Raw genomic sequence first — 23,126 nt, forward strand, 5'->3', positions numbered from 1 at the left:
GAGGCGCGTCAGCGCCTCCCCGGTCCCAGGTCCACCCGTACGGATGACGACCGTGGTCAGCGCTTTCGAACGCCTTCGGCCAGCTCGCCCGCGAGCGCGCGGACCGCGGCGAGACCCGCTGCCTCGTCCGGCGCGTCCAGCATCCGCTTGACGAAGGCCGAGCCGACGATCACCCCGTCGGCGAAGCCCGCGACCTGCCGGGCGTGCTCGGCGGTGGATACGCCGATGCCCACGCAGACCGGCAGGTCCGTGGTGGCGCGGGTGCGCCGCACCAGGTCCTCGGCCTGCTGGCCGACCGATTCGCGGGTGCCGGTGACACCCATCAGCGAGGCTGCGTAGACGAAGCCGGAGCCGGCGGCCGTGATGGTGGCGAGCCGTGCGTCCTTGCTGCTCGGGGCGACGACGAAGACGGTGGCGAGACCGTGCTTCTCGGCGTGCTCCCTCCACAGCCCGGACTCCTGGACGGGCAGGTCGGGCAGGATGCACCCGGCGCCGCCCGCGTCGGCGAGCTCGGCCGTGAAGCGCTCCACGCCGTAGCGGTCGATGGGGTTCCAGTACGTCATGACGAGGATCGGCGCGCCCGTCGCCTCGTGCGCCTCACGGACCGTGCGCATGATGTCGGCGATCTTGACCCCGCCGCGCAGCGCGATGTCGTCGGCCGTCTGGATGACCGGCCCGTCGAGCACCGGGTCGCTGTGCGGGAGGCCCACCTCGATGACGTCGGCGCCGCCGTCCACGGCTGCCTTGATCGCCGCGATGCCGCCGTCGACGGTCGGGAAGCCTCCGGGCAGGTAGGCGATGAGCGCCGCCCGGTCCTCGGAAGCCGCCTCGGCCAGCGTCGCTTCGAGAAGCTCTCGGTTGCCGCTCACTTGGTGACCTCTTCCTCTCCGTCGGCCACGTCGGCCTCGACGACCGCGTCGGCGCCGTCGTACAGCCCGAAGTACCGCGCCGCCGTGTCCATGTCCTTGTCGCCGCGGCCGGACAGGTTGATCAGGATCAGCCCGTCCTCGCCGAGCTCCCGCCCGACCTCCAGGGCCCCGGCCAGCGCGTGCGCGCTCTCGATGGCCGGGATGATGCCCTCGGTGCGGGAGAGCAGGCGCAGCGCCTGCATGGCGGCGTCGTCGGTGACCGCGCGGTACTCGCCCCGGCCGACGTCCTTGAGGTAGGCGTGCTCCGGGCCGATGCCCGGGTAGTCGAGGCCGGCCGAGATCGAGTAGGGCTCGGTGATCTGGCCTTCCTCGTCCTGGAGGACGTAGCTGCGTGAGCCGTGCAGGATTCCGGGCTCGCCCGCGGTCAGGGTCGCCGCGTGCTCGCCGGTCTCCACACCGTGTCCGGCGGGCTCGCAGCCGATCAGCCGGACGCCCGCGTCCGGGATGAAGGCGTGGAAGAGGCCGATGGCGTTGGAGCCGCCGCCCACGCAGGCGACAGCGGCGTCCGGGAGGCGGCCGGTGCGCTCCAGGATCTGGCGGCGGGCCTCGACGCCGATGACCCGGTGGAAGTCGCGGACCATCGCCGGGAAGGGGTGTGGCCCGGCGACGGTTCCGAAGAGGTAGTGCGTACGGTCCACGTTGGCGACCCAGTCACGGAACGCCTCGTTGATCGCGTCCTTGAGGGTCCTGGAGCCGGACTTCACCGCTACGACCTCGGCACCGAGCATCCGCATCCGCGCCACGTTCAGCGCCTGACGCTCGGTGTCGATCTCACCCATGTAGATGGTGCACTCGAGGCCGAAGAGAGCACAGGCGGTCGCGGTGGCGACACCGTGCTGGCCGGCCCCGGTCTCCGCGATGATGCGGGTCTTGCCCATGCGCTTGGTGAGCAGGGCCTGACCGAGCACGTTGTTGATCTTGTGCGAGCCAGTGTGGTTGAGGTCCTCGCGCTTGAGGAAGACGCGGGCTCCTCCGGCGTGCTCGGCGAAGCGGGCGACCTCGGTCAGCGCGCTGGGCCGGCCCGTGTAGTCGACCATCAGCGCGTTGAGCTCGGCGGCGAAGGCCGGGTCCGCCTTGGCCTTGTCGTACTCGACGGCGACCTCGTCCACGGCGGCGACCAGCGCCTCCGGGATGAACTTGCCACCGTACGCGCCGAAATAGCCTTCGGCGCTGGGGATCAGACCCTCGGGGTCCGGGATGAAGAAGTCGGACGACATGCGACGTGCTCCTCGAATCGCAACGGGTGATGTCACCGTATGCGCCATGAGCGGAGCTCCACGCCGGCCGGTGGACGGTCGGTGCGGTGGGGCGTGCGGACCCCCCTTGTACGGCGGGGGGCGACGGCCGGGGCTCGCTACGGCGCGGACCCCGTGCGCCATCGCATGCCGTTGACCTGTCCGGGCTCGTCACCGATCACGTAGCGCACGCGCCTGCCGTGCACACGCCGGGCAGGCGCGCGGCAGCCGCGGGGGCGGCAGCCGCGCGCGAGCGGCGCGTGCGGGTCCCGGGCACTCGCGCCGGCGGGGCGGAGGCCCGGCCGGATGCGGGCGGCGGGACGGTCGGCGGGCACGGGCGTGCTCAGCCCCGTCCGTGCCGGAGCGCCGGGTGGGCGCCGGCGGCGACCAGGTCGGCGACGGCGGCCCGGGGGTCGCGGCCGGTGACCAGGGACTCGCCGACGAGCACCGCGTCGGCGCCGGCGTTGGCGTAGGCGATGAGGTCGTGCGGGCCGCGGACGCCGGACTCGGCGACCTTGACGATGTGGTCAGGGATCTCGGGTGCGACGCGTTCGAAGGTGGAACGGTCGACCTTGAGGTCCTTGAGGTTACGCGCGTTGACACCGATGATCTTCGCCCCGGCGTCTACTGCGCGCTCCGCCTCCTCCTCGTCGTGCGCCTCGACGAGCGGCGTGAGGCCGATCGACTCGGCGCGCTCGATCAGGGAGACGAGCGCCTCCTGGTCGAGGGCGGCGACGATCAGCAGTGCGAGGTCGGCGCCGTAGGCCCGTGCCTCCCACAGCTGGTACGAGGTGACGATGAAGTCCTTGCGCAGGACCGGGATGTCGACCTTGGCGCGGACGGCCTCGAGGTCGGCGAGCGAGCCGCCGAAGCGGCGCTCCTCGGTGAGGACCGAGATGACGGATGCCCCGCCGGCCTCGTAGTCCGCGGCGAGCGCGGCCGGGTCGGCGATGGCGGCAAGGGCCCCCTTGGAGGGGCTGGAGCGCTTGACCTCGCAGATGACGGTCACACCCTCGCCGCGCAGGGCGGCGACTCCGTCCTTGGCCCGGGGAGCGCGCGCGGCGCGTTCCTTGAGCTCGTCGAGGCTGACGCGCGCCTGCCGCTCCGCGAGGTCGGCGCGGACGCCGTCGATGATCTCGTCGAGCACACTCACGCGAGCGGCCCCCTTCCGAAGCGGTGACAAGTACAAGGATCAGCCATCTCGATGGTATCCGCAGGAGGGCTCAGGACCCGCATCCTACGGTCTCGCATCCCACTACCTGGTACTCACGGCGCGAGCGCCGAGCCGAAGGGCAGGTTCCTGACCACCGAGAACACCAGCAGCACGGCGCCGATGCCCCACCAGTAACCGGGCGCGAGACCGATCCGCAGGGTCTGGCCCCGGCCGGCGCGGACCGTCCAGAGCAGCCAGACCACGGCGAGGACGGCGTAGCCGACGACGGCCAGGGCGTTGGCTCCGAGGGCCGCGGCGAGGTCGCCGTGGGCGAAGGCGTGGGCACTGCGCAGCCCGCCGCAGCCGGGGCAGAACACTCCGGTGAACCGGAGCATGGGGCAGACCGGGTAGTGACCGGGTTCGTTGGGGTCGACCGTGGCGACGTAGCCGAAGGCCCCGACGACGGCGGCCATGACTCCGACGGGAGTGGCCAGCCGGCGGAGCCGGGAGACCGGGGCGGGGGCCGTCGGCAGCCCCGGTCCGTGCACGGGTGACGGGTCGGGGGCGGCGGCTGAGGATGAGGCTGAGGCGTCCACGGGCCGATTGTCCCCGCTGACACGGAAAGGCGCAGCCCGGTCCGGGCTGCGCCTCGCGTCGTGTCCTGGGACCTGCGCCCTCGGGGTGGTCCCTGGCGGTCTGTTCAGGCCGTGATCCGTTCAGGCCGTGATCTGGGCCTGGGAGGCGCGGGCCCTGGCGGCCGCCATCTCCGCGGACTCCTTCGGCATGCCGAGTCCGGCCATCTTCATGGCGAGACCGACGACCCCGCCGAGGATGGCGACGGCGACGCCGGCCCAGAAGCCGAGCGTGTTCGCCGCGACCATGAAGAGGCCCGCGATGCAGAAGCCGATGAAGGAGATGATGACACCGGTCCAGGCGGCCGGGGTGTGTCCGTGGCTGCTGCCCGCCATGAGTTGCTCCTTGTTGGTGGTGCGCTGAGGTGATCGCTGTTGAGAAGGATCGCTGCCATTGTCCCGCACGTGCCGGACGAGGTGAGGCTGGGGGTCATGCCTCGCGCGTCGGGTCCTCGCCGCGGTCGAGGGCCTTCCACAGTTCCTCGGGCCGGTCGGGGTCCGGTGCTGTGCGGGCGGCCTTGCGGGGGCGGGGGGTGCCGCCGCGTTCGTACCGTCCCGACATGGCCGGCCAGCGGCTTCCGTAGCGCAGGGCGAGCAGTCCGGCGAGGAGGATGAGCAGCCCGCCGGCGGCGGTGACGTAGGGCCACGCGGTGTGGCTGAGGGCGTGGACGGTGGCGGCGGTGTTGCCTGTGGTCTGCGCTGCCCGCTCGTTGAGGGCCGCGCTGTCCGAGGCGCCGGCGTAGGCGCTCAGACCGGCGCCGAGGCCGCTGACGGCCAGGAGCCCGGCGACGAGTCGCCGCCCTGCGCCGCGGACGGCGAAGACGGCGACGAGGGCGGCCAGGCCGACGACGGCCAGGGCGGCGGGGAGGCCGGTGACGTCCTGGCCGTCGGCGCTGAGCGGCAGGGCGCCGCCGCCGACGGCCGCCTCGCCCTCGGCCCAGGTCTGCCCCGAGGCCAGGAGGACGACGGTGGCACCGGCCGCCCCGAGGAGCAGGCCGGCTGCCAGGCTGCGGCGGCCTCCTGCGCTGTCGGGCGCGGAGGCGGCTCGGGCACGGGGCTGGGGTACGGGGACAGCACTCACGTACTCCACTATCCCCTACCGGCTCAGGAGGACCGGAGCCGGTTCGCCGTATGCACGGCCCGCAGGACCGCGGCGGCCTTGTTGCGGCACTCGGTGTCCTCCGCGACCGGGTCGGAATCCGCGACGATGCCCGCACCGGCCTGGACGTACGCGGTGCCGTCGCGGAGCAGCGCGGTCCTGATGGCGATCGCGGTGTCGGAGTCCCCGGCGAAGTCGAGGTAGCCGACGCAGCCCCCGTACAGGCCCCGGCGTGTGGGTTCGAGCTCCTCGATGATCTGCAGGGCGCGGGGCTTGGGCGCGCCGGAGAGGGTGCCCGCGGGGAAGCACGCGGTGAGGACGTCGAAGGCGGTGCGGCCTTCGGCGACGCGTCCGGTGACGGTGGACACGATGTGCATCACATGTGAGTACCGCTCGACCGACATGAAGTCGACGACCTCGACGCTGCCCGGTGCGCAGACCCGCCCCAGGTCGTTGCGGCCGAGGTCGACGAGCATCAGGTGTTCGGCGCGCTCCTTCGGGTCGGCGAGGAGCTCGTCGGCGAGCGCCTGGTCCTCCTGCGGTGTGGCGCCACGGTGCCTGGTTCCCGCGATCGGGTGAACCATCGCCCGGCCGTCCTCGACCTTGACGAGTGCCTCGGGGCTGGAGCCGACGACGTCGAAGCCGTCGAAACGGAAGAGGTACATGTACGGCGAGGGGTTGGTGGCGCGCAGCACCCGGTAGACGTCCAGCGCGCTCGCGGTGCACGGCGTCTCGAAGCGCTGGGAGGGGACGACCTGGAAGGCCTCGCCTGCCCTGATGCGCTCCTTGACGTCCTCGACGGCGTCCATGAAGGCCTGGCCGCCCCACAGCGCGGTGTAGGGCGGGAGCTCGGAGGGCGGCAGCGCGGCGGGAGTGTTCTCCACGGGCCGGGACAGGTCGCGCTCCATGGCGTCGAGCCGGGCGACCGCGTCCGCGTACGCCTCGTCGACCCCGGTGGCCAGGTCGTTGTGGTTGATCGCGTTGGCGATCAGCAGGACGGTGCCGTTGCCGTGGTCGAGCACGGCGAGGTCCGAGGTGAGCAGCATCGTGAGCTCGGGGAGCTTCAGGTCGTCGCCGCCGTGCTCGGTGATCCGCTCGAGCCGGCGTACGACGTCGTAGCCGAGGTAGCCGACCATGCCGCCGGTGAAGGGCGGCAGGCCCTCGTCGGCGACCAGGTCGCGGGGGGTGTGCAGGGTCTCGACGGTGGCCCGCAGCGCCTGCAGCGGATCCCCGTCCACGGGGACGCCGACGGGCGGGGTGCCCAGCCACCTGGCCTGTCCGTCGTGGGCGGTCAGGGTGGCGGCGCTGCGTACCCCGATGAAGGAGTAGCGGGACCACGTGCGGCCGTTCTCCGCGGATTCGAGGAGGAACGTGCCGGTGCGCTCGGCCGCGAGCTTGCGGTAGAGCCCGACCGGGGTGTCGCCGTCCGCGAGGAGCCGACGGCTGACGGGGATGACGCGCCGCTCGACGGCGAGCTTGCGGAAGGTGTCAAGATCCATGGCGGCTGACCTCATCGGGGCTCGGTGAGCGGAAGGACGTCCTTGTCGAAGCAGGTGCGGGCACCTGTGTGGCAGGCGGCGCCCGTCTGGTCGACCTTCACCAGGACGGTGTCGGCGTCGCAGTCCAGCGCGACGGACTTGACCTGCTGGATGTGGCCCGAGGTGTCACCTTTGACCCAGTACTCCTGGCGGCTGCGGGACCAGTAGGTGCAGCGGCCCGTGGTGAGGGTGCGGTGCAGCGCCTCGTCGTCCATCCAGCCGAGCATGAGCACCTCGCCCGTGTCGTACTGCTGGGCGATGGCCGGGACCAGTCCGTCGGGGCCGCGCTTGAGGCGGGCGGCGACGGCCGGGTCGAGATCACTGGCGGGCGTGGAGCCGGGCGTGCTGGTCATGCGCCCCATTGTGCCGCGCCGGCCGGGGCCGCCCGGCCGTGCGTCCACTGGGCGGACCGGGGGCGGCGGTCGTACGCTGGCGGGCATGTCGACCCATGCGAAGCGTGAACGTCTTCTGCTCGCCGACCTGTTGGAAGCGGCGGGCCCCGAAGCCCAGACCCTGTGCAACGGCTGGAAGACCCGTGACCTGGCCGCCCATGTCGTGGTGCGTGAACGCCGCGCGGACGCGGCGGGCGGGATTCTGCTGGGCGCCCTGAAGAACCGGCTGGAGCGGATCCAGGCCGAATTCGCCGCCAAGCCGTACGAGGAACTGATCCAGCTCATCCGTACGGGGCCGCCACGGATGTCGCCCTTCGGCCTGAAGCAGCTGGACGAGGCGGCGAACACCGTCGAGTTCTACATCCACGCGGAGGATGTGCGCCGGGCGCAGCCCGACTGGTCCCAGCGGGACCTCGATCCGGTCTTCGCCGATGTGCTGTGGTCGCGGACCGAGAAGACGGCCCGGATGCTGGGCCGGCGGGCCCCGGTGGGTCTGGTGCTGCGGCGCCCGGACGGCCAGACGGCGGTGGCCCACAAGGGCACCCCGGTGGTGACGGTCACCGGGGAACCGGGCGAGCTGCTGCTGTTCGCCGCGGGACGGCAGGACGCGGCACGGGTGGAGCTGGAGGGCGACAAGGACGCGCTGGCCCGGCTGCACACGGCCGAACTGGGCCTGTAGCCCGGGCCCCCGCGACGGCGGGCCCATGGCGGGCGCCGCGCGCCCGCGCCGGCCGCTCAGGCGCCGTCGCGGGCGCGCACGGGTGCCCAGCGGGCCCGGTGCCGGTGCCGTGCGTCCGGTGCCGCGCCCGGGTCCCGGCCCGACCCCAGCAGCCCGAGGAGGAATCCCGCCGGGATGGAGACCAGTCCCGGGGTCTGGAGCGGGAAGACGTCGAAGTCCCACTCCGGGAAGAGCGCGACGGGTGTGCCGGAGAAGGCCGGTGACAGGACCATCAGGATCCCGATCAGCGGGAGCGTCCCGTACACGGTCCACCGCACCCCGCGGGCGTTGAAGCCCGGCCGGAACAAGGCGTACAGCAGGACGGGCGGCAGGATCGAGGCCGCGGCCGCGAACGACAGGGAGAGCAGCACCTGGGGGTTGCGGTCATGGGTGTACGCCGAGAGGAGCACGGCGAGCGCCCCGATTCCGGCGACGGCCCAGCGGGCGCGCCGGATCTCCCTGCTGGAGGCCTTGCCCTCGCCCTGCGCACCCGACTTCACCGTGAAGTCGCGGGCCAGGGAGGAGGCCGCGGCCAGAGTGATCCCGGCGACCGCGGCCAGAGTCGTGGCGAACGCCGCGCAGGCCACGAGTGCGAACAGAGGGCTGTCACGCGGCCCGGCCGCACCGGGGTCGAGCGCGCTGGTCACCATCAGCAGGGCGGTGCCGCCGGCCGGATCGGCGGCGTGCAGCAGGTCCCGGCCGATCAGCGCGGAGGCGCCGAGTCCGACGACGACGATGCCGACGCACAGCAGGGCGACGGGGCTCACGGCCCAGATGCCCGCCCTGCGTGCGGTCCAGGCGTCACGGATCGGGTGGAGGCGCATCATGATGTGCGGCATGCAGGCGGCGCCGAGCACGAGGGTGATCTGGAAGCCGATCAGGTCGAGGCCTCCCGCGAGGCCGTGCCCGAACTGCAGCCCGGGGCGCGCGTAGTCCCCGCCCGCCTTGCTGCCCGCCTGCGCGGCGTCGAAGAGGGCGAACGGGGACCAGTCGAAGCGTGCGAGGACGAGCCCCGCGAGCAGGGTCACCGCTCCCAGGACGACGGCCACCTTGAGGATCTGGATGTAGCCGGTGCCCCTCATCCCGCCGAACGCCGAGTAGCAGACCATCAGTGCGCCGCTGGCGACGGTGCATCCGGTGAGCGCTCCTTCGGGCAGCCCGAACATGGAGGTCATGACCCGGCCGGCGGTGGTGAGCTGTACGAGCAGCAGCGGGGCCAGTACGACGAGGGTGGCCACGCCGAGCGCGCGGCGCACGGAGCCGTCGCCGAGCCGGTCGGCGAGGAAGTCGCCCATGGTGAACACGCCCTTGCGGCGCAGGCGTTCGGCGAAGAGACGCATGACCAGGACCAGTGAGGCGACTGTCGCCAGGGCGAACAGCAGGCCGTCGAAGCCCGCGAGCGCTACGGAGCCTGTGGTGGAGAGCAGCGTGGCAGCGGAGACGTAGTCCCCGGCGATGGCCAGCCCGGCGCCGACGGGGCCGAGGGTGGCGCCGCCGGCGTAGAAGTGCTCCGGATCGTCCTGGTCGGCGGCGGCGAGTCCGCACAGCAGCAGGGACACGGCGACGAAGCCGAGGAAGATGACCACGGCCAGGGACCGGGCGTCGATCGCGCCGCTCACCGGATTCGCTCCGCCGGTACGGCTCTGCAAGGGGCAGCTGAAGGCATGCGCGCCATGGCACCAGCAGGGACGTGGGCGGCACAGGGGGCGGAGGCAGGGCGCGGCGCCGGTACAGCACGCCCGGCGCGGGACTGTGCGGTGGCACAACGCCGCCGGGCGCGGGCCCCGCCGCCCGAGGCCCCCCGCCACGCGGCGCGGCGGCCGGGAACCTGGGGCATTGGGCGGCGTGGAACCGGGGGCCTTGTGCGGCGGGGAGCCGGGGGCCTCGGGCTGTGGGGCTGGGCCCGGCCGCACAGCCGCCCGGCCCCGCACCCGCCCGGCCCCGCACCCGCCCGGCCGCGCATCACGGGCTTCCGGCCCGGGAGGGGACCTCCGTCATCCGCAGGCGCCCGGCCGGACTCAGCGCACCAGCAACCGCCGCGCCGCCAGCGCCAGGGACACCTCGACCGCGTCCGACGGCCGTGTCAGGCAGCGCCCCGTCAGCTGCTCGAAGCGCCGCAGCCGGTTCAGCACGGTGTTGCGGTGGCAGTACAGCTTCGCCCCCGCCCGCTGCGCGGAGCCGTCCGAGTCGAGCCATGCGGTCAGGGTCTCGATGATCACGTCCCGGTCCGCCGGGTCGAGCCGGTCCAGCGGACCGAGGACCCGGTCGGCGAGCGCCGTTCCGAGGGCGGGCGAGGACACGACGAGCGCGGCGGGCAGGTGCTCGTCGAGCAGGACGGTGCCACCGGACGCCGGGCAGGCGCGCAGCGCCGTCTCGGCGAGGCGCCGTGCGTCACCGACGGAGGCGAGCCCGTCGACCACGGAACTGATCCCGACGCGGGTGCCCGGAGGCACCGTCAGGCCGTCGGCCAGTGTGGCCAGTTCACCGTCGGAGGCCGGAGCGGAGCCGGAGGCAGGCGGGTTCTCCGTTTCGCTGTCGGAACGCGGCTCCGCCTCGGCCTCCACCGGGACAGCCCCCAGAGGGAGTACGGCCAGCTCGATGTCCCCCGCCGAGTGCCAGAGCGCGGGCGAGCCCTCGGGCAGGGTCAGCGGCGGACGGCCGGCGCCGTGCGGGGCACGGCGGGCGCCGGCGGCCGCGAGCACCGCGTACCGCCCCTGCACCGGGAGGCCCAGCATCGCCGCGGCGTCCGGCAGGTCGGCGATCCGGGCGGTGCCGTCCAGCAGCGCCGCCGTCATCAGGCGTTGCTGGTTCTCGCGGCGCCAGGAGAGCCGCCGCTCCGCCTGCCGGTACGCCTCGGCCACCACGCCGCAGTGTTCGTCGACGAAGTTCCAGACATCCGCGGCCACATGGACGAGCAGCCGGGTGTCCTCGGGGTGGCGTCGGGCCGTGTCGTCGATCAGGTCCTGCCAGACCATCGCGCCGCCCATCCGGAAGGCGTGCATGACCGCGTCGAGCGGTACGCCCTGCTCGGCGCGGCTCTCGCCGATCCACCGGGAGGTGCGGTGGGCGGCCTCCCGGAACTCGCGGGGCTGGATGAGGGAGGCGACGTTGTGCCGCAGCGAGTGGTGGACCTCCTGCCAGATCTCCGACGGCTCGGTCTCCATGGCGGCGCGGTAGGCGGGCTCCTGCTCCCGCAGCGCCTCCACCAGCCGGTCCGTGAGTTCCGGCAGCGCCTCCAGCAGCGCACGGGCCGCCCGGTGGAGCACCGCTATGGCCTCGCGGTCGGCCAGGGAGCGGGTGCGGTGCGGCAACGGTGTGACGGGGGGCGGTCCGTGCAGCGCCCTGATCCGCGAACGTACGACCTGTGGCATGGCGGCCTCCACCGGGAATCGGCCGGCTGCGGTGCGGCCGGCCCCGGTGCGCGCGGCCCGGAATTGGGCAGGCGCACACCGATCGATCCTGACGACCGCAGAATGGCATACCGCCCGGTCGGTACCTAGAGGTCTGCGCGGTTCTTCTCATCACGGTCCTGCAACCTCGCCCCGCCCCCGCGGTCCAGCAGCCGCGCGAGTTCGGTCCGGGACCGGACACCGAGTGCGGCGAAGACGTTGCGGAGGTGGTGGTCGACGGTCCGCGGGCTCACCGACAGACGCACCGCCACCTCGCGATTGGTGGCCCCCTCCGCGACGCAGCGGGCGATCCTCTGCTGCTGCGGGGTCAGTCCGGCCAGCGGGCCGGGGCCGCCCTGGTCCGGCACGTCCACCGCTTCGCCGGCCGCCCGCAGCTCGCCTCCCGCCCGTTCGGCCCAGACGCGGGCGGAGCAGCGTTCGAATGCCACCAGCGCGTCCCGCAGCGGGCCGCGGGCCTCACGGGTACGGCGCAGACGGCGCAGCAGCTGGCCGTGGAGCAGTTGGGTACGGGCGCGCTCGAAGTCGCCGCCCGCGCGGTCGTGATGGACGAGTGCCTCCTCGTAGCGTCCGGCGGCTTCCTCGGGCGGCGCCAGCAGGGCGCGGCAGCGGGCCAGCTGGGCGGGGACCTGGGGGTCGGTCGTCCGAGCGGTCCACAGAGCGAATTCCTGTACAGCTGACGTGAGTTCGGCGGCTCCTTCGTCCGCGCGGCCGGAGAGCACCATCGCCTCGACGTAGCACGGCACGGCGAGCATCCGGGTGGCGAAGTGTCCCGTCCCGGGGCCTGGCCGGACCAGCGGGCGGAGCCGCGCGGCCGCCTCACCCGGGCGCCCGGCCGCCAGGTCCGCACGGGCGATTGCCCAGGTGGCGAGCATGGCCGCCTGGGCCAGTCCGTGCGGCCCCGCCCCGGTGAGTGCCGCGTCGGCGTGGGCGGAGCATGCCTCGGCCGGGCCCTCCACCGAGGCGGCGAGAGCGAGGACGGCGTGCAGATGGGTGGCGGAGTTCTGCTGCCCGGTACGACGGGCCGCGTGCAGTCCCTCCAGCGCGTGGGCCCGGGCCCTGGCGTGCTGTCCGGCCCGCAGTTCGGCGTAGGCGAGCTGTTCCAGGGCGTGCGGCAGCTGGGACTCGGGCCCCCGGGTGCGTACGGCGGCGAGGGCACGGGCCCCTGCGCGGCAGGCGGCGTCGACCTCACCGAGCACCAGGGCGGAGGCTCCCGCCCTCAGGAGCTCGCCGGCGTCCTCCGCGCGGTCGGCGGAGTCCAGACAGCACCGCAGGAAGGCATGGCCCCGGTCCGGGTGCCCGGCGAGCACGGCGCACATGCCGGCGCGGTACTGCGCCATGGACCGGTCGGCGGCGGCGACGGGGACGCGGTTCATGGCGTCCAGGTACGCGATGGGGTCCCCCATGTCCCACGCCGCCTCCGCGGCGCCGAACAGGGCGTCCAGGGTGCGGCGCGGGTCGTGGGGGGCCAGCAGCTCCGCCGCGGTGAGGAGTGCCTCGCGGGCGTCGGCGGCCGGCCCGTCGCGCAGGGCGAGCATGCCGCGGACGTAGGGTGCGGCGCCTCCGGCGAGGTGGGGGCCGACGCGCGCCAGCATGGCGCGGGCCCTGCCGGTGTCGCCTGCGAGGCGGGCCTGTTCGGCGGCCGCGGTGAACCGTGCGGCGCGCAGGGCGTCGTCGGCGGAGAGCGCGGCGGCCCGGGCCAGTGCGGCCGACCGCTCGCCGTGCGGACGCGGGGCGACGGCCGCCGCCTCCAGCTGCCCGGCGAGGGCGGCGTCCGGCCCGGACGCGGCGCAGGCCCGCTGGACGAGCGCGGACAGCGGTGCCGGGCCGGTCCCGGTGAGTAGCCCGGCGAGCAGTTCGTGCACGGCCCGGCGGCGGCCCGGGGGTGCCCGGTGCAGCACCGCGCGGCGCAGCAGCGGGTGGCTGAAGTGCACGCGGCTCCCCGCGCGCTGGAGGGCTCCGGCGGTGCCCGCGGGCGCGAAGAGCACCCGGTCGAGGTGTGCGGTGGCCAGCCCCGCGCGGTTCCCGGCCCGCAGCAGCAGCGCCGCGTCGGCGCCTGCTCCGTCCGGCTCGTGCTCCTCCGCGGCGGCGGCCAGCAGGAGCAGTGTGTGGGTGTCGGGGGACAGCCCGTCCAGATGTCCGGCGTGGGCGTCGAGGACGCTCTCGGCCCCGGGAAGCGGGTACGGCAGCGCGATGCGCCCGGTCAGCTGGCCCGGGGTGAGGCGGCCGGCCAGTCCGGCCAGCAGCCGCGGGTTGCCGGCGGCCTCGCGCAGGAGCTCGCTGCGTACGACGGGGTCGACATCGGCCGTGCCGTCGGTGAGCCGGTCGAGGAGCGCGGTCGCAGCGTCGTCGTCGAGCGGGCCGAGGCGCAGGGCCGGCAGACCGGCGAAGGCGGTCTCGTCGGCCGCGCCGATCACCACCGCGACCCGGCTGCCCGCGCCGAGCCTTCGGGCGGCGAAGCCGAGAGCGGCGCGGGAGTCGGGGTCCCAGGCGTGCGCGTCGTCCACGCAGACCAGCAGGGGCTGTTCGGCCCCCAGGCCCCGCAGCAGCCCGAGCAGCCCGCCGGGGGTGATCCCGGAGCGCAGGAGTGTGTCGGGTGCGACGGACAGCGGGCCGGGGGCGGAGCAGAGCAGGGCGTGCAGCCCGCTGTAGGGCAGTCGCTGTTCGGTGGGGGCGGCGGCAGCGTACAGCACGGGGCCGCCGTGCCCTCCGAGGTAGTGGGCGGCGGCCTGCCGCAGCAGGGCGGTACGGCCGAGACCGGGCGGCGAGGTCAGCACGAGCGCTCCGCCGTCCCCTGCCCGCAGCCGTGCCAACAAGGTTTCCAGGATGGCCAGTTCACCGCTGCGGCCGTACAGCCGGAGCGGACTGTGCACGGTCGTCGATGGGGTCACACTCTCACGTTACTTCCGCGTAAACAGCGTCGGAAGGTTCGCGTCCGCTCCCTGTTCCCGGTCGGCGCGGTGCGGTGCGGGCTCCCAACGGAACGGCTTCGGCGCTGTGCGGAGGCACAGTCCCGGGCCGTTCCGCAGCGACCGCCCGTAACGTCGGTGCATGACTGATGAATTGCGTACACACGACGGTTTGACCCTCCGTTACTGGTCCTGGTCGCGGGACCCGGACGGCACCCTGCCTCCGGTCGTGCTGCTGCACGGCTTCGCCGCGCACGCCCGGCTCAACTGGGAGGGCCCCGGCGTCGTGGAGGCGTTGGTGGCGCGGGGCCGACGGGTGTACGCGCTGGACGCGCGCGGTCACGGCGAGTCGGACCGGCCGCACGACGACACGCACTACGGCGAGTCGCTGATGGCCCGTGACGTACGTCTGCTCATCGACCGCATCGGCGCGGACCACGTGCATGTCGCGGGCTATTCGATGGGCGCCGTGGTGGCGGTCCTGGCCGCGGCGCAGGACACGCGGATCAGCCGTCTGGTGGCCGGAGGGATAGGTGCGGGCGCGGTGGAGGTGGGCGGTCTGGACACCCGGGTGATGCCCCCGGAGCTGGTGTCCGCGGCGCTGACGGCCGAGGACGCGGCGGACGTACCCGAACGGGTTCGGGCCTTCCGGGCGCTGGCCGACACCGCCGGCGGCGACCGGCTGGCGCTGGCGGCGCAGATACGGGCGGTGCACCGGGACGCGCTGCCGCTGGACCGGATCGTGGTCCCGACGCTGGTCCTCGCCGGTGCGAGCGACCCCCTCGCGACCCGGCCCGAGGTGCTGGCCTCGGCGATCGCGGGGGCTGAGCTGACGGTGCTGCCGGGGGACCACCTGACCGCCGTACGCGATCCCGCCTTCGCCGGGACCATAGCCGCGTTCCTCTCACGAGACTGAACACCGGGACTGCGCACGCCGGGACGGGGCGCGACACCGAGGCCACGCACGCCGGCACGGCACTCGACACCAGGAGCGCGCAGCCGGCACGGGACTCGACTCCGGGCAGCACGAAGGGGCCGGACCGCGGTACGCGCGGTCCGGCCCCGGTCGCCCCCCGGATCAGTGCGGGCAGTTGCCCTTGTAGTCCGCGATCGTCAGGCTGGTCGACGGGATCGGGCAGAGGAACTGCTCGTAGCGGGTGTCGTTGTCGATGAAGCGCTTCAGCCACGAGATGCTGTACTTCGCGATCGTCGTGTTGGACGTGTTCGGGGTGAAGTGGGTGGCACCCCGCAACTCCAGATACGCCTTGTCCAGCGAACTCGGCAGCGAGTTGTAGAACGGCTTCGAATGCGTGGTGACGGACGCCACCGTGTCACCGTCCGCGCCCACGATCAGCGTCGGGGTCTGCACCTCCGGCCACGTCTTGTCCGTGTTCCAACCGGTCAGCGGGATCGCCGCCTTCAGCGAAGGACGGTCCTTCGCGGCCTCCAACGTGCCGCCACCGCCCATCGAGTGCCCCATCACACCGAGCCGCGAGGAGTCGACCCGGCTGCGCACCGAACTGTCCTCCGTGAGGTAGTCCAGCGCGGCGAGCAACTGGTCACCACGGCTGGCGGGCTGGTCCAGCGTGGTGTTGGTGTCGATGGTGAACACCACGAAGCCCTGCGAGGCGAGACGCGGGCCCAGCCAGGCGATGCTCGACTCGTAAGCGGTGAAGCCGGGCGAGATGACGACCGCGCCGAACGTGCCGTCCGACGTGGACGTCGGGTAGTAGATCGTGCCGCCGCCGAAGCCTCTGACGAGCAGCGAGGACACCGAGGTCTGGGAGGTGGCGTACGAACCACGGCTCGCCTCGATGCTCGAGTTGCTCGGCGCCGGACCACGCTCGTACGGGTTGTCGGCGGCCTGGGCTCCGCCGGGGACGAGCGCGGTGAGCAGACCGGCGGTCGCCGCCGCTGCGGCGAGGGCGCCCTTGAAGGTGCGGGAGCGGCTCTTCGACATCCGGTGGCGCGGGGAGATGTCGCCGGAGGGGAGGTGCTGCTGCACGGGGATTCCTCTCGGTTGTGGCGGGACGGCACCGCGGCAGTCGGCGGCCCCGTCGTCCGGGGGCCTTCCGGGGTGCACCGCGTCGGTTGCGCCGTCGTTCGTTGGCCTGCCGCCACTTTCGCGGTGGTTCCCCGGTGCGGACATCGGCGAGATCGCCGGTCTTCGCTGCGCGCCCGTGACCGAGCCGGGCCGGCGGGGCAGCACGAAGGGGCCGGACCGCGTCGCGCGGTCCGGCCCCGGTCGTGTCGGTCAGGATCAGTGCGGGCAGTTGCCCCGGTACTCGGCGATCGTCAGGCTGGCCGACGGGATCGGGCAGAGGAACTGCTCGTAGCGGGTGTCGTTGTCGATGAAGCGCTTCAGCCACGAGATGCTGTACTTCGCGATCGTCGTGTTGGACGTGTTCGGGGTGAAGTGCGTGGCACCCCGCAACTCCAGATACGCCTTGTCCAGCGAACTCGGCAGCGAGTTGTAGAACGGCTCCGAGTGCGTGGTGACGGACGCCACCGTGTCACCGTCCGCGCCCACGATCAGCGTCGGGGTCTGCACCTCCGGCCACGTCTTGTCCGTGTTCCAACCGGTCAGCGGGATCGCCGCCTTCAGCGAAGGACGGTCCTTCGCGGCCTCCAACGTGCCGCCACCGCCCATCGAGTGCCCCATCACACCGAGCCGGGACGCGTCGATGCGGCTGCGGACCGAGCTGTCCTCGGTGAGGTAGTCCAGCGCCGCGAGCAACTGGTCACCACGGCTGGCCGGCTGGTCCGCGGTCGTGTTGGTGTCGATCGTGAACACCACGAAGCCCTGTGAGGCGAGGCGCGGTCCGAGCCAGGCGATGCTGGACTGGTAGGCGGTGAAGCCGGGCGAGATCACGACCGCGCCGAACGTGCCGTCCGACGTGGACGTCGGGTAGTAGATCGTGCCGCCGCCGAAGCCCCTGACGCTCAGCGAGGAGACGGAGGTCTGGGAGGTGGCGTACGAGCCACGGCTCGCCTCGATGCTCGAGTTGCTCGGCGCCGGACCACGCTCGTAAGGGTTTTCGGCGGCTTGGGCGCCCGGCATCAGCGCCGTGACGAGACCGGCCGTGGCGGCCGCAGCCGCGACGGCGAGTTTGATGGTGCGGGAGCGGCTCTTCGACATCCGGTGGCGCGGGGAGATGTCGCCGGAGGGGAGGTGCTGCTGCACGAGGGGGGATCCTCTCGGTTGTGGCGGACCACACCGCGGCAACCGGAGCCCAGTCGTCCGGGGGCCTTCGGGGGAGCACCGCGTGGTGGCGTCGTCATTCGTTGACGGCGCCACTCTGGCGGTGCTCCCTCCGGGCGGACATCGGCGAGATCGCCGGTCTTCCCGGTCGGCCATCTCACTGACCGGGGTCAGCGAACGGGGTGCCCGGCCTCCCGCAGAGCGCCCTTGACCTCGGAGATCCGCAGGTCACCGAAGTGGAAGACGGACGCGGCGAGGACTGCGTCGGCGCCCGCGTCGATGGCCGGCGGGAAGTCCGCGAGGCTGCCCGCACCGCCGGAGGCGATGACGGGGACGGTGACGTGGGCCCGTACCGCCTTGATCATCTCGGTGTCGTAGCCGTCCTTCGTGCCGTCGGCGTCCATCGAGTTGAGCAGGATCTCGCCCGCGCCGAGCTCCGCGGCCCGGTGCGCCCACTCGACGGCGTCGATGCCGGTGCCCCTGCGGCCCCCGTGGGTCGTCACCTCGAAGGTGCCCTCGGGGGTGCGCCGGGCGTCGACGGACAGCACGAGCACCTGGCGCCCGAAGCGCTCGGCGATCTCGCGGATGAGCTCGGGGCGGGCGATGGCGGCCGTGTTGACCCCGACCTTGTCGGCCCCGGCGCGCAGCAGCTTGTCCACGTCGTCGGGGGTGCGGACCCCGCCCCCGACGGTGAGCGGGATGAAGACCTGCTCAGCGGTGCGGCGCACCACGTCGTACGTCGTCTCGCGGTCACCGCTGGAGGCGGTGATGTCGAGGAAGGTCAGCTCGTCGGCGCCCTCGGCGTCGTACAGCTTCGCCATCTCGACGGGGTCGCCGGCGTCGCGCAGGTTCTGGAAGTTGACGCCCTTGACGACGCGGCCCTTGTCGACGTCCAGGCACGGGATGACCCGTACGGCGAGGGTCATCGCTCACCTGCCCGGTAGGCCTCGACCTCGACCTCGACGACGAGGGAGGGGTCGACGAAGCCGGACACGATGATCATGGAGGCGGCCGGGCGGACGTCGTCGAACAGCTCCTTGTGGGCGCGGCCCACCTCGTCGACGTCCCGGGCGTGCGTGATGTACATACGGGTGCGGACGACGTCCTCCCGGCCGAGCCCGACCTGCTTCAGGGCGTCGAAGGCGACCCGGAAGGAGGCGACGGCCTGCTCGTAGGGGCTGCCCGCCAGGATCTGGCCGTCGGCCACAGACGTGCAGCCGGAGACCAGGACGAGCCCGGTCGGGAGCTCCACGGCGCGGGAGTAGCCGAACTTCTCCTCCCAGGGGGCGCCCGAGGACACGCGGCGTACGGAGTCCGTCATGCGGCGACCGCCTTGAGGGCCTCCTCGAGGGTGAACGCCTTCGCGTAGAGCGCCTTGCCGACGATGGCTCCCTCGACCCCTTCCGGGACGAGCAGGGAGATCGCGCGCAGGTCTGCCAGTGAGGAGACGCCGCCGGAGGCGACGACGGGCTTGTCGGTGGCGGCGCAGACGTCCCGGAGGAGCGCGAGGTTGGGGCCCTGCAGCGTGCCGTCCTTGGCGATGTCGGTCACGACGTAGCGGGCGCAGCCCTCCGAGTCGAGGCGGGCCAGCGTCTCGTAGAGGTCGCCGCCGTCACGGGTCCAGCCTCGGCCGCGCAGCGTCGTGCCGCGGACGTCGAGACCGACGGCGATCTTGTCGCCGTGCTCGGCGATGACCTTGGCGACCCACTCGGGGGTCTCGAGGGCGGCGGTGCCGAGGTTGACCCGGCGGCAGCCGGTGGCGAGGGCGGCGGCGAGCGAGGCGTCGTCGCGGATGCCGCCGGAGAGCTCGACCTTGATGTCCATGGCGCCGGCCACCTCGGCGATCAGCGCGCGGTTGTCGCCGGTACCGAAGGCGGCGTCCAGGTCGACGAGGTGCAGCCACTCGGCGCCGGAGCTCTGCCAGGCGAGGGCCGCCTCCAGGGGCGAGCCGTAGGAGGTCTCGGAGCCGGATTCGCCGTGCACGAGGCGGACGGCCTGTCCGTCGCGTACGTCTACGGCGGGGAGCAGTTCAAGCTTCGGCATTACAGCGTCTCGATCCAGTTGGTCAGCAGCTGGGCGCCGGCATCGCCGGACTTCTCTGGGTGGAACTGGGTGGCCCACAGCGCGCCGTTCTCCACGGCGGCCACGAACCGCTCTCCGTGCGTGGACCAAGTGACCTTGGGGGCACGGATCTTGTCGTTGGTCACTTCGAGGGACCAGTCGTGCGCCGCGTAGGAGTGCACGAAGTAGTAGCGGGCCTCGGCGTCCAGCCCCGCGAAGAGCTGGGAGTCCTCGGGGGCCTCGACGGTGTTCCAGCCCATGTGCGGTACGACGTCGGCCTTCAGCGGTCCGACGGTTCCGGGCCACTCGTCGAGGCCCTCCGTCTCGACGCCGTGCTCGATGCCGCGCTCGAACAGGATCTGCATACCGACGCAGATGCCCATGACGGGACGGCCGCCGGAGAGCCTGCGGCCGATGATCCATTCGCCGCGCGCCTGCTTCAGACCCGCCATGCAGGCGGAGAAGGCGCCGACGCCGGGGACGAGCAGCCCGTCGGCGTTCATCGCGGTGTCGAAGTCGCGGGTGATCTCCACGTCTCCGCCGACGTGGGCGAGGGCCCGCTCGGCGGAACGGACGTTGCCGAAGCCGTAGTCGAAGACGACGATCTTCTTCTTGTCGCTCACAGTGCTACCTCAGTCCCAGAGTCCCTGGATCCGCATGATGCCCGCCACCAGGCACATCACGGACCCGATCCCGAGGAGCACGACGACGCCCTTGGGCATGCCCTGCTTCCAGAAGGAGTAGACGCCACCGGCCAGGAAGAGGCCGACGATGATCAGAACGGTGTTGAGGCCGGTCACAGGGCGCCCTTCGTGGACGGAAGGATTCCGGCTGCGCGCGGGTCGTGCTCGCTGGCGTAGCGCAGGGCGCGGGCCAGCGCCTTGAACTGGCACTCCACGATGTGGTGGGCGTTGCGGCCGTACGGGACGTGGACGTGCAGGGCGATCTGCGCCTGGGCGACGAAGGACTCCAGGATGTGCCGGGTCATCGTCGTGTCGTACTCGCCGATCATCGGCGCCATCTTCTCCGGCTCCGTGTGCACCAGGTAGGGGCGGCCGGAGAGGTCGACGGTGACCTGGGCGAGCGACTCGTCCAGCGGGACGGTGCAGTTGCCGAAGCGGTAGATACCGACCTTGTCGCCGAGGGCCTGCTTGAAGGCGGCGCCGAGCGCGAGGGCGGTGTCCTCGATGGTGTGGTGCGAGTCGATGTGGAGGTCGCCCTCGGTCTTGACCGTGAGGTCGAAGAGCCCGTGGCGGCCGAGCTGGTCGAGCATGTGGTCGTAGAAACCGACCCCGGTCGCGACATCGACCTTGCCGGTGCCGTCGAGGTCGATCTCGACGAGCACGGAGGTCTCCTTGGTGGTCCGCTCCACCCTGCCTACGCGGCTCATGCGTCGTGCTCCTTCTTCAGTTCGCGCACCGCATCGAGGAACGCGTCGTTCTCTGCCGGGGTTCCCGCGGAGACCCGCAGCCACCCCGGTACGCCGTTGTCCCGGACCAGGACGCCCCGGTCGAGGATCTGCTGCCAGGCGGTACGGCTGTCGGCGAAGCGGCCGAACTGGACGAAGTTGGCGTCCGAGTCGGTGACGGCGAAGCCGAGCTCCCGCAGTCCGTCGACCAGCCGGTCGCGCTCGCTCTTGAGCTGCGCGACGTACCCGAGCAGGGTATCGGTGTGCTCCAGGGCGGCGAGCGCCGTGGCCTGCGTGATGGAGGACAGGTGGTAGGGCAGCCGCACCAGCTGGACCGCGTCGACGACGGCCGGGTCGGCGGCGAGGTAGCCCAGGCGCAGCCCCGCCGCGCCGAAGGCCTTGGACATGGTGCGCGAGAGCACGAGGTGACGGCGGCCCTCGGTCAGCGGCAGCAGCGAGGGGTGGTGGCTGAACTCGCCGTAGGCCTCGTCGACGACGACCATCGAGGGACCGGCGGCCTGGGCGGCGGCGTAGAGCTCCACGACGGTGTCCGCGTCCACGGCGGTGCCGGTCGGGTTGTTGGGCGAGGTGATGAAGACCACGTCGGGCCGGTGCTCGGCGATGGCCCTCTTCGCGGCCGCGACGTCGATGGTGAAGTCCTCGTTGCGCGGTCCGGAGATCCAGCCGGTGCCGGTGCCCCGGGAGATGAGGGCGTGCATCGAGTACGAGGGCTCGAAGCCGATCGCGGTGCGCCCGGGGCCTCCGAAGGTCTGAAGCAGCTGCTGGAGGATCTCGTTGGAACCGTTGGCCGCCCAGACGTTGGCGGCGGCGACCTCGTGTCCCGCGGTGCGGGTGAGGTAGCGGGCGAGCTCCGTGCGGAGCTCCACGGCGTCGCGGTCGGGGTAGCGGTTGAGGTCGCGGGCGGCTTCGCGGACCCGCTCGGCGATGCGGTCGACGAGCGCGTCGGGCAGCGGGTACGGGTTCTCGTTGGTGTTCAGCCGGACCGGTACGTCGAGCTGGGGCGCCCCGTACGGGGACTGGCCGCGCAGTTCGTCGCGGATCGGGAGCTCGTCCCAGGGGTTGCTGCTGTTCGTCACGCTTGCGGAACCTTCCAGCCGAACCTGGCCTTGAGTGCGGCGCCGTGGGCGGGGAGGTCCTCCGCCTCGGCCAGGGTCACGACGTGGTGGGTGACCTCGGCGAGCGCGTCGCGGGTGTAGTCGACGATGTGGATGCCGCGCAGGAAGGACTGCACGGACAGGCCCGAGGAGTGGCAGGCGCAGCCGCCGGTGGGCAGGACGTGGTTGGAGCCGGCGCAGTAGTCACCGAGGGAGACCGGCGACCAGGGGCCGACGAAGACGGCGCCGGCGTTGCGGACCCGGTCGGCGACGGCGGCGGCGTTCTCCGTCTGGATCTCCAGGTGCTCGGCCGCGTACGCGTCGACGACCTTGAGGCCGTCCTCCAGGTCGTTGACCAGCACGATCGCGGACTGGCGTCCGGCCAGTGCGGGCTCGATCCGGTCGGTGACGTGCTTGGTCGCCGCGATCTGCGGCGCCAGCTCGGCCTCGGTGGCGGCGGCCAGCTCCTCGGAGTCGGTGACGAGCACCGCGGCGGCCATCGGGTCGTGCTCCGCCTGGCTGATCAGGTCGGCGGCGACGTGCACCGGGTCGGCGCTCGCGTCGGCGAGGATCGCGATCTCGGTCGGTCCGGCCTCGGCGTCGATGCCCACGCGGCCCTTGAGGAGGCGCTTGGCGGCGGCGACGTAGATGTTGCCGGGGCCGGTGACGAGATTGACGGGCAGGCAGTCCTCGGTGCCGTACGCGAACATCGCGACGGCCTGGGAGCCGCCGGCGGCGTACACCTCGTCGACGCCGAGGAGGGCGCAGGCGGCCAGGATCGTGGGGTGCGGCAGTCCGCCGAACTCCTTCTGCGGCGGGGACGCGACGGCGATGCCCTCGACGCCCGCCTCCTGGGCGGGTACGACGTTCATGACGACGGACGAGGGGTAGACCGAGCGGCCGCCGGGGACGTACAGCCCGACGCGCTCGACCGGCACCCACTTCTCGGTGACCGTGCCGCCGGGGACGACCTGGGTGGTGTGCGTGGTGCGGCGCTGCTCACGGTGGACGAGGCGGGCGCGGCGGATCGACTCCTCCAGGGCGGCGCGCACGGCGGGATCGAGCGTCTCCAGGGCCCCTGTGATCGCACCGGCGGGGACCCGGATGGATTCCAGCCGCACCCCGTCGAACTTCTCCCCCCAGTCGATCACTGCCGCCGAGCCACGATGGCGTACGTCCTCGCAGATGGGCCGCACCGTCTCCAGGGCGGCTTCCACGTCGAACTCGGCACGGGGCAGCAGGTCGCGCAGGGCGCCGCCCTCGGGGAGGGCGGTGCCGCGCAGATCGATTCGAGAGATCACACCGCAATTCTCTCAGACCGTATCCGG

The 23,126-nt window shown here is 72.9% G+C and carries 24 protein-coding genes; 2 read left to right on the forward strand and 22 right to left on the reverse strand.

The annotated features are described in order from the left end of the window. Positions 1-56: 56 nt before the first annotated feature. The 9 genes from trpA to hisI all read right to left on the reverse strand — a co-directional run bounded on the left by trpA (position 57) and on the right by hisI (position 6,939). Positions 57-869: a tryptophan synthase subunit alpha gene (gene trpA, locus HED23_RS25035; protein ID WP_203185632.1), complete on the reverse strand. Its 813-nt coding sequence runs from the start codon at positions 867-869 to the stop codon at positions 57-59. Next, positions 866-2,146: a tryptophan synthase subunit beta gene (gene trpB / locus HED23_RS25040; RefSeq protein WP_203185633.1), complete on the reverse strand. Its 1,281-nt coding sequence runs from the start codon at positions 2,144-2,146 to the stop codon at positions 866-868. The genes trpA and trpB overlap by 4 nt, the downstream gene beginning before the upstream one ends. 137 nt (positions 2,147-2,283) lie before the next feature. Continuing rightward, positions 2,284-2,472, reverse strand: a complete 189-nt coding sequence (gene trpM, locus HED23_RS35425; protein ID WP_107103173.1) for a tryptophan biosynthesis modulator TrpM — start codon at positions 2,470-2,472, stop codon at positions 2,284-2,286. Positions 2,473-2,507: 35 nt separating this feature from the next. Further along, positions 2,508-3,317, reverse strand: a complete 810-nt coding sequence (trpC, locus tag HED23_RS25045) for an indole-3-glycerol phosphate synthase TrpC (protein WP_145802232.1) — start codon at positions 3,315-3,317, stop codon at positions 2,508-2,510. A gap of 113 nt (positions 3,318-3,430) precedes the next feature. Further along, positions 3,431-3,913, reverse strand: a complete 483-nt coding sequence (locus tag HED23_RS25050) for a DUF2752 domain-containing protein (RefSeq protein ID WP_398084178.1) — start codon at positions 3,911-3,913, stop codon at positions 3,431-3,433. Between the two features lie 120 nt (positions 3,914-4,033). Further along, the gene (locus HED23_RS25055) at positions 4,034-4,285 is read right to left on the reverse strand and encodes an HGxxPAAW family protein (RefSeq protein ID WP_203185634.1); all 252 of its coding nucleotides are present in this window, start codon (positions 4,283-4,285) and stop codon (positions 4,034-4,036) included. Positions 4,286-4,379: 94 nt separating this feature from the next. Further along, positions 4,380-5,039 (reverse strand): TIGR02234 family membrane protein, encoded by a 660-nt coding sequence (locus tag HED23_RS25060; RefSeq protein ID WP_203185635.1) that lies wholly within the window; start codon positions 5,037-5,039, stop codon positions 4,380-4,382. Positions 5,040-5,053: 14 nt separating this feature from the next. After that, the gene (locus HED23_RS25065) at positions 5,054-6,547 is read right to left on the reverse strand and encodes an anthranilate synthase component I (protein WP_203185636.1); all 1,494 of its coding nucleotides are present in this window, start codon (positions 6,545-6,547) and stop codon (positions 5,054-5,056) included. Positions 6,548-6,558: 11 nt separating this feature from the next. After that, entirely contained in the window at positions 6,559-6,939 is a 381-nt protein-coding gene (gene hisI, locus HED23_RS25070; protein ID WP_203185637.1) for a phosphoribosyl-AMP cyclohydrolase, read from the reverse strand. An 85-nt stretch (positions 6,940-7,024) separates the two neighbouring features. On the opposite strand from hisI, the gene HED23_RS25075 reads away from it, so the two are divergent. Beyond that, positions 7,025-7,657, forward strand: coding sequence for a TIGR03085 family metal-binding protein (locus tag HED23_RS25075; protein ID WP_203185638.1), 633 nt, complete (start codon positions 7,025-7,027; stop codon positions 7,655-7,657). A 56-nt stretch (positions 7,658-7,713) separates the two neighbouring features. On the opposite strand, the gene HED23_RS25080 is transcribed toward HED23_RS25075, so the two are convergent. From HED23_RS25080 to HED23_RS25090, 3 genes are all read right to left on the reverse strand, one after another. Further along, positions 7,714-9,315, reverse strand: coding sequence for a cation acetate symporter (locus HED23_RS25080; RefSeq protein ID WP_203185639.1), 1,602 nt, complete (start codon positions 9,313-9,315; stop codon positions 7,714-7,716). Positions 9,316-9,714: 399 nt separating this feature from the next. Further along, on the reverse strand, positions 9,715-11,067 hold the full coding sequence (locus HED23_RS25085) for a PucR family transcriptional regulator (protein ID WP_203185640.1): 1,353 nt from the start codon (positions 11,065-11,067) through the stop codon (positions 9,715-9,717). A 125-nt stretch (positions 11,068-11,192) separates the two neighbouring features. Beyond that, the gene (locus HED23_RS25090; RefSeq protein WP_238442103.1) at positions 11,193-13,994 is read right to left on the reverse strand and encodes a helix-turn-helix transcriptional regulator; all 2,802 of its coding nucleotides are present in this window, start codon (positions 13,992-13,994) and stop codon (positions 11,193-11,195) included. Between the two features lie 160 nt (positions 13,995-14,154). On the opposite strand from HED23_RS25090, the gene HED23_RS25095 reads away from it, so the two are divergent. Next, positions 14,155-14,928, forward strand: a complete 774-nt coding sequence (locus HED23_RS25095) for an alpha/beta fold hydrolase (protein ID WP_203185641.1) — start codon at positions 14,155-14,157, stop codon at positions 14,926-14,928. Between the two features lie 162 nt (positions 14,929-15,090). Here HED23_RS25095 and HED23_RS25100 read toward each other — a convergent pair whose 3' ends face one another. The 10 genes from HED23_RS25100 to hisD form a co-directional block, all read right to left on the reverse strand. Next, positions 15,091-16,017, reverse strand: a complete 927-nt coding sequence (locus tag HED23_RS25100; protein ID WP_203185642.1) for an alpha/beta hydrolase family protein — start codon at positions 16,015-16,017, stop codon at positions 15,091-15,093. Positions 16,018-16,272: 255 nt separating this feature from the next. Then, entirely contained in the window at positions 16,273-17,196 is a 924-nt protein-coding gene (locus tag HED23_RS25105; RefSeq protein WP_203185643.1) for an alpha/beta hydrolase family protein, read from the reverse strand. A 188-nt stretch (positions 17,197-17,384) separates the two neighbouring features. Next, complete coding sequence (gene hisF, locus HED23_RS25110; protein ID WP_203185644.1) at positions 17,385-18,140, reverse strand: imidazole glycerol phosphate synthase subunit HisF; 756 nt, start codon at positions 18,138-18,140, stop codon at positions 17,385-17,387. Further along, positions 18,137-18,535: a RidA family protein gene (locus tag HED23_RS25115; protein WP_203185645.1), complete on the reverse strand. Its 399-nt coding sequence runs from the start codon at positions 18,533-18,535 to the stop codon at positions 18,137-18,139. The genes hisF and HED23_RS25115 overlap by 4 nt, the downstream gene beginning before the upstream one ends. Then, positions 18,532-19,257: a bifunctional 1-(5-phosphoribosyl)-5-((5-phosphoribosylamino)methylideneamino)imidazole-4-carboxamide isomerase/phosphoribosylanthranilate isomerase PriA gene (priA, locus tag HED23_RS25120; RefSeq protein ID WP_031099004.1), complete on the reverse strand. Its 726-nt coding sequence runs from the start codon at positions 19,255-19,257 to the stop codon at positions 18,532-18,534. The genes HED23_RS25115 and priA overlap by 4 nt, the downstream gene beginning before the upstream one ends. After that, on the reverse strand, positions 19,257-19,898 hold the full coding sequence (gene hisH / locus HED23_RS25125; protein WP_203185646.1) for an imidazole glycerol phosphate synthase subunit HisH: 642 nt from the start codon (positions 19,896-19,898) through the stop codon (positions 19,257-19,259). Before hisH ends, priA begins: the two co-directional genes overlap by 1 nt. A 9-nt stretch (positions 19,899-19,907) precedes the next feature. Next, positions 19,908-20,075 (reverse strand): hypothetical protein, encoded by a 168-nt coding sequence (locus HED23_RS25130; RefSeq protein ID WP_164493711.1) that lies wholly within the window; start codon positions 20,073-20,075, stop codon positions 19,908-19,910. Next, positions 20,072-20,665, reverse strand: coding sequence for an imidazoleglycerol-phosphate dehydratase HisB (gene hisB, locus HED23_RS25135; RefSeq protein ID WP_073747726.1), 594 nt, complete (start codon positions 20,663-20,665; stop codon positions 20,072-20,074). Before hisB ends, HED23_RS25130 begins: the two co-directional genes overlap by 4 nt. Then, positions 20,662-21,780, reverse strand: a complete 1,119-nt coding sequence (locus HED23_RS25140) for a histidinol-phosphate transaminase (protein ID WP_203185647.1) — start codon at positions 21,778-21,780, stop codon at positions 20,662-20,664. The genes hisB and HED23_RS25140 overlap by 4 nt, the downstream gene beginning before the upstream one ends. Further along, positions 21,777-23,099 (reverse strand): histidinol dehydrogenase, encoded by a 1,323-nt coding sequence (hisD, locus tag HED23_RS25145; protein ID WP_203185648.1) that lies wholly within the window; start codon positions 23,097-23,099, stop codon positions 21,777-21,779. The genes HED23_RS25140 and hisD overlap by 4 nt, the downstream gene beginning before the upstream one ends. Positions 23,100-23,126 lie beyond the last annotated feature (27 nt).

Source organism: Streptomyces pratensis, from assembly GCF_016804005.1.
GTDB lineage: Bacteria > Actinomycetota > Actinomycetes > Streptomycetales > Streptomycetaceae > Streptomyces > Streptomyces pratensis_A.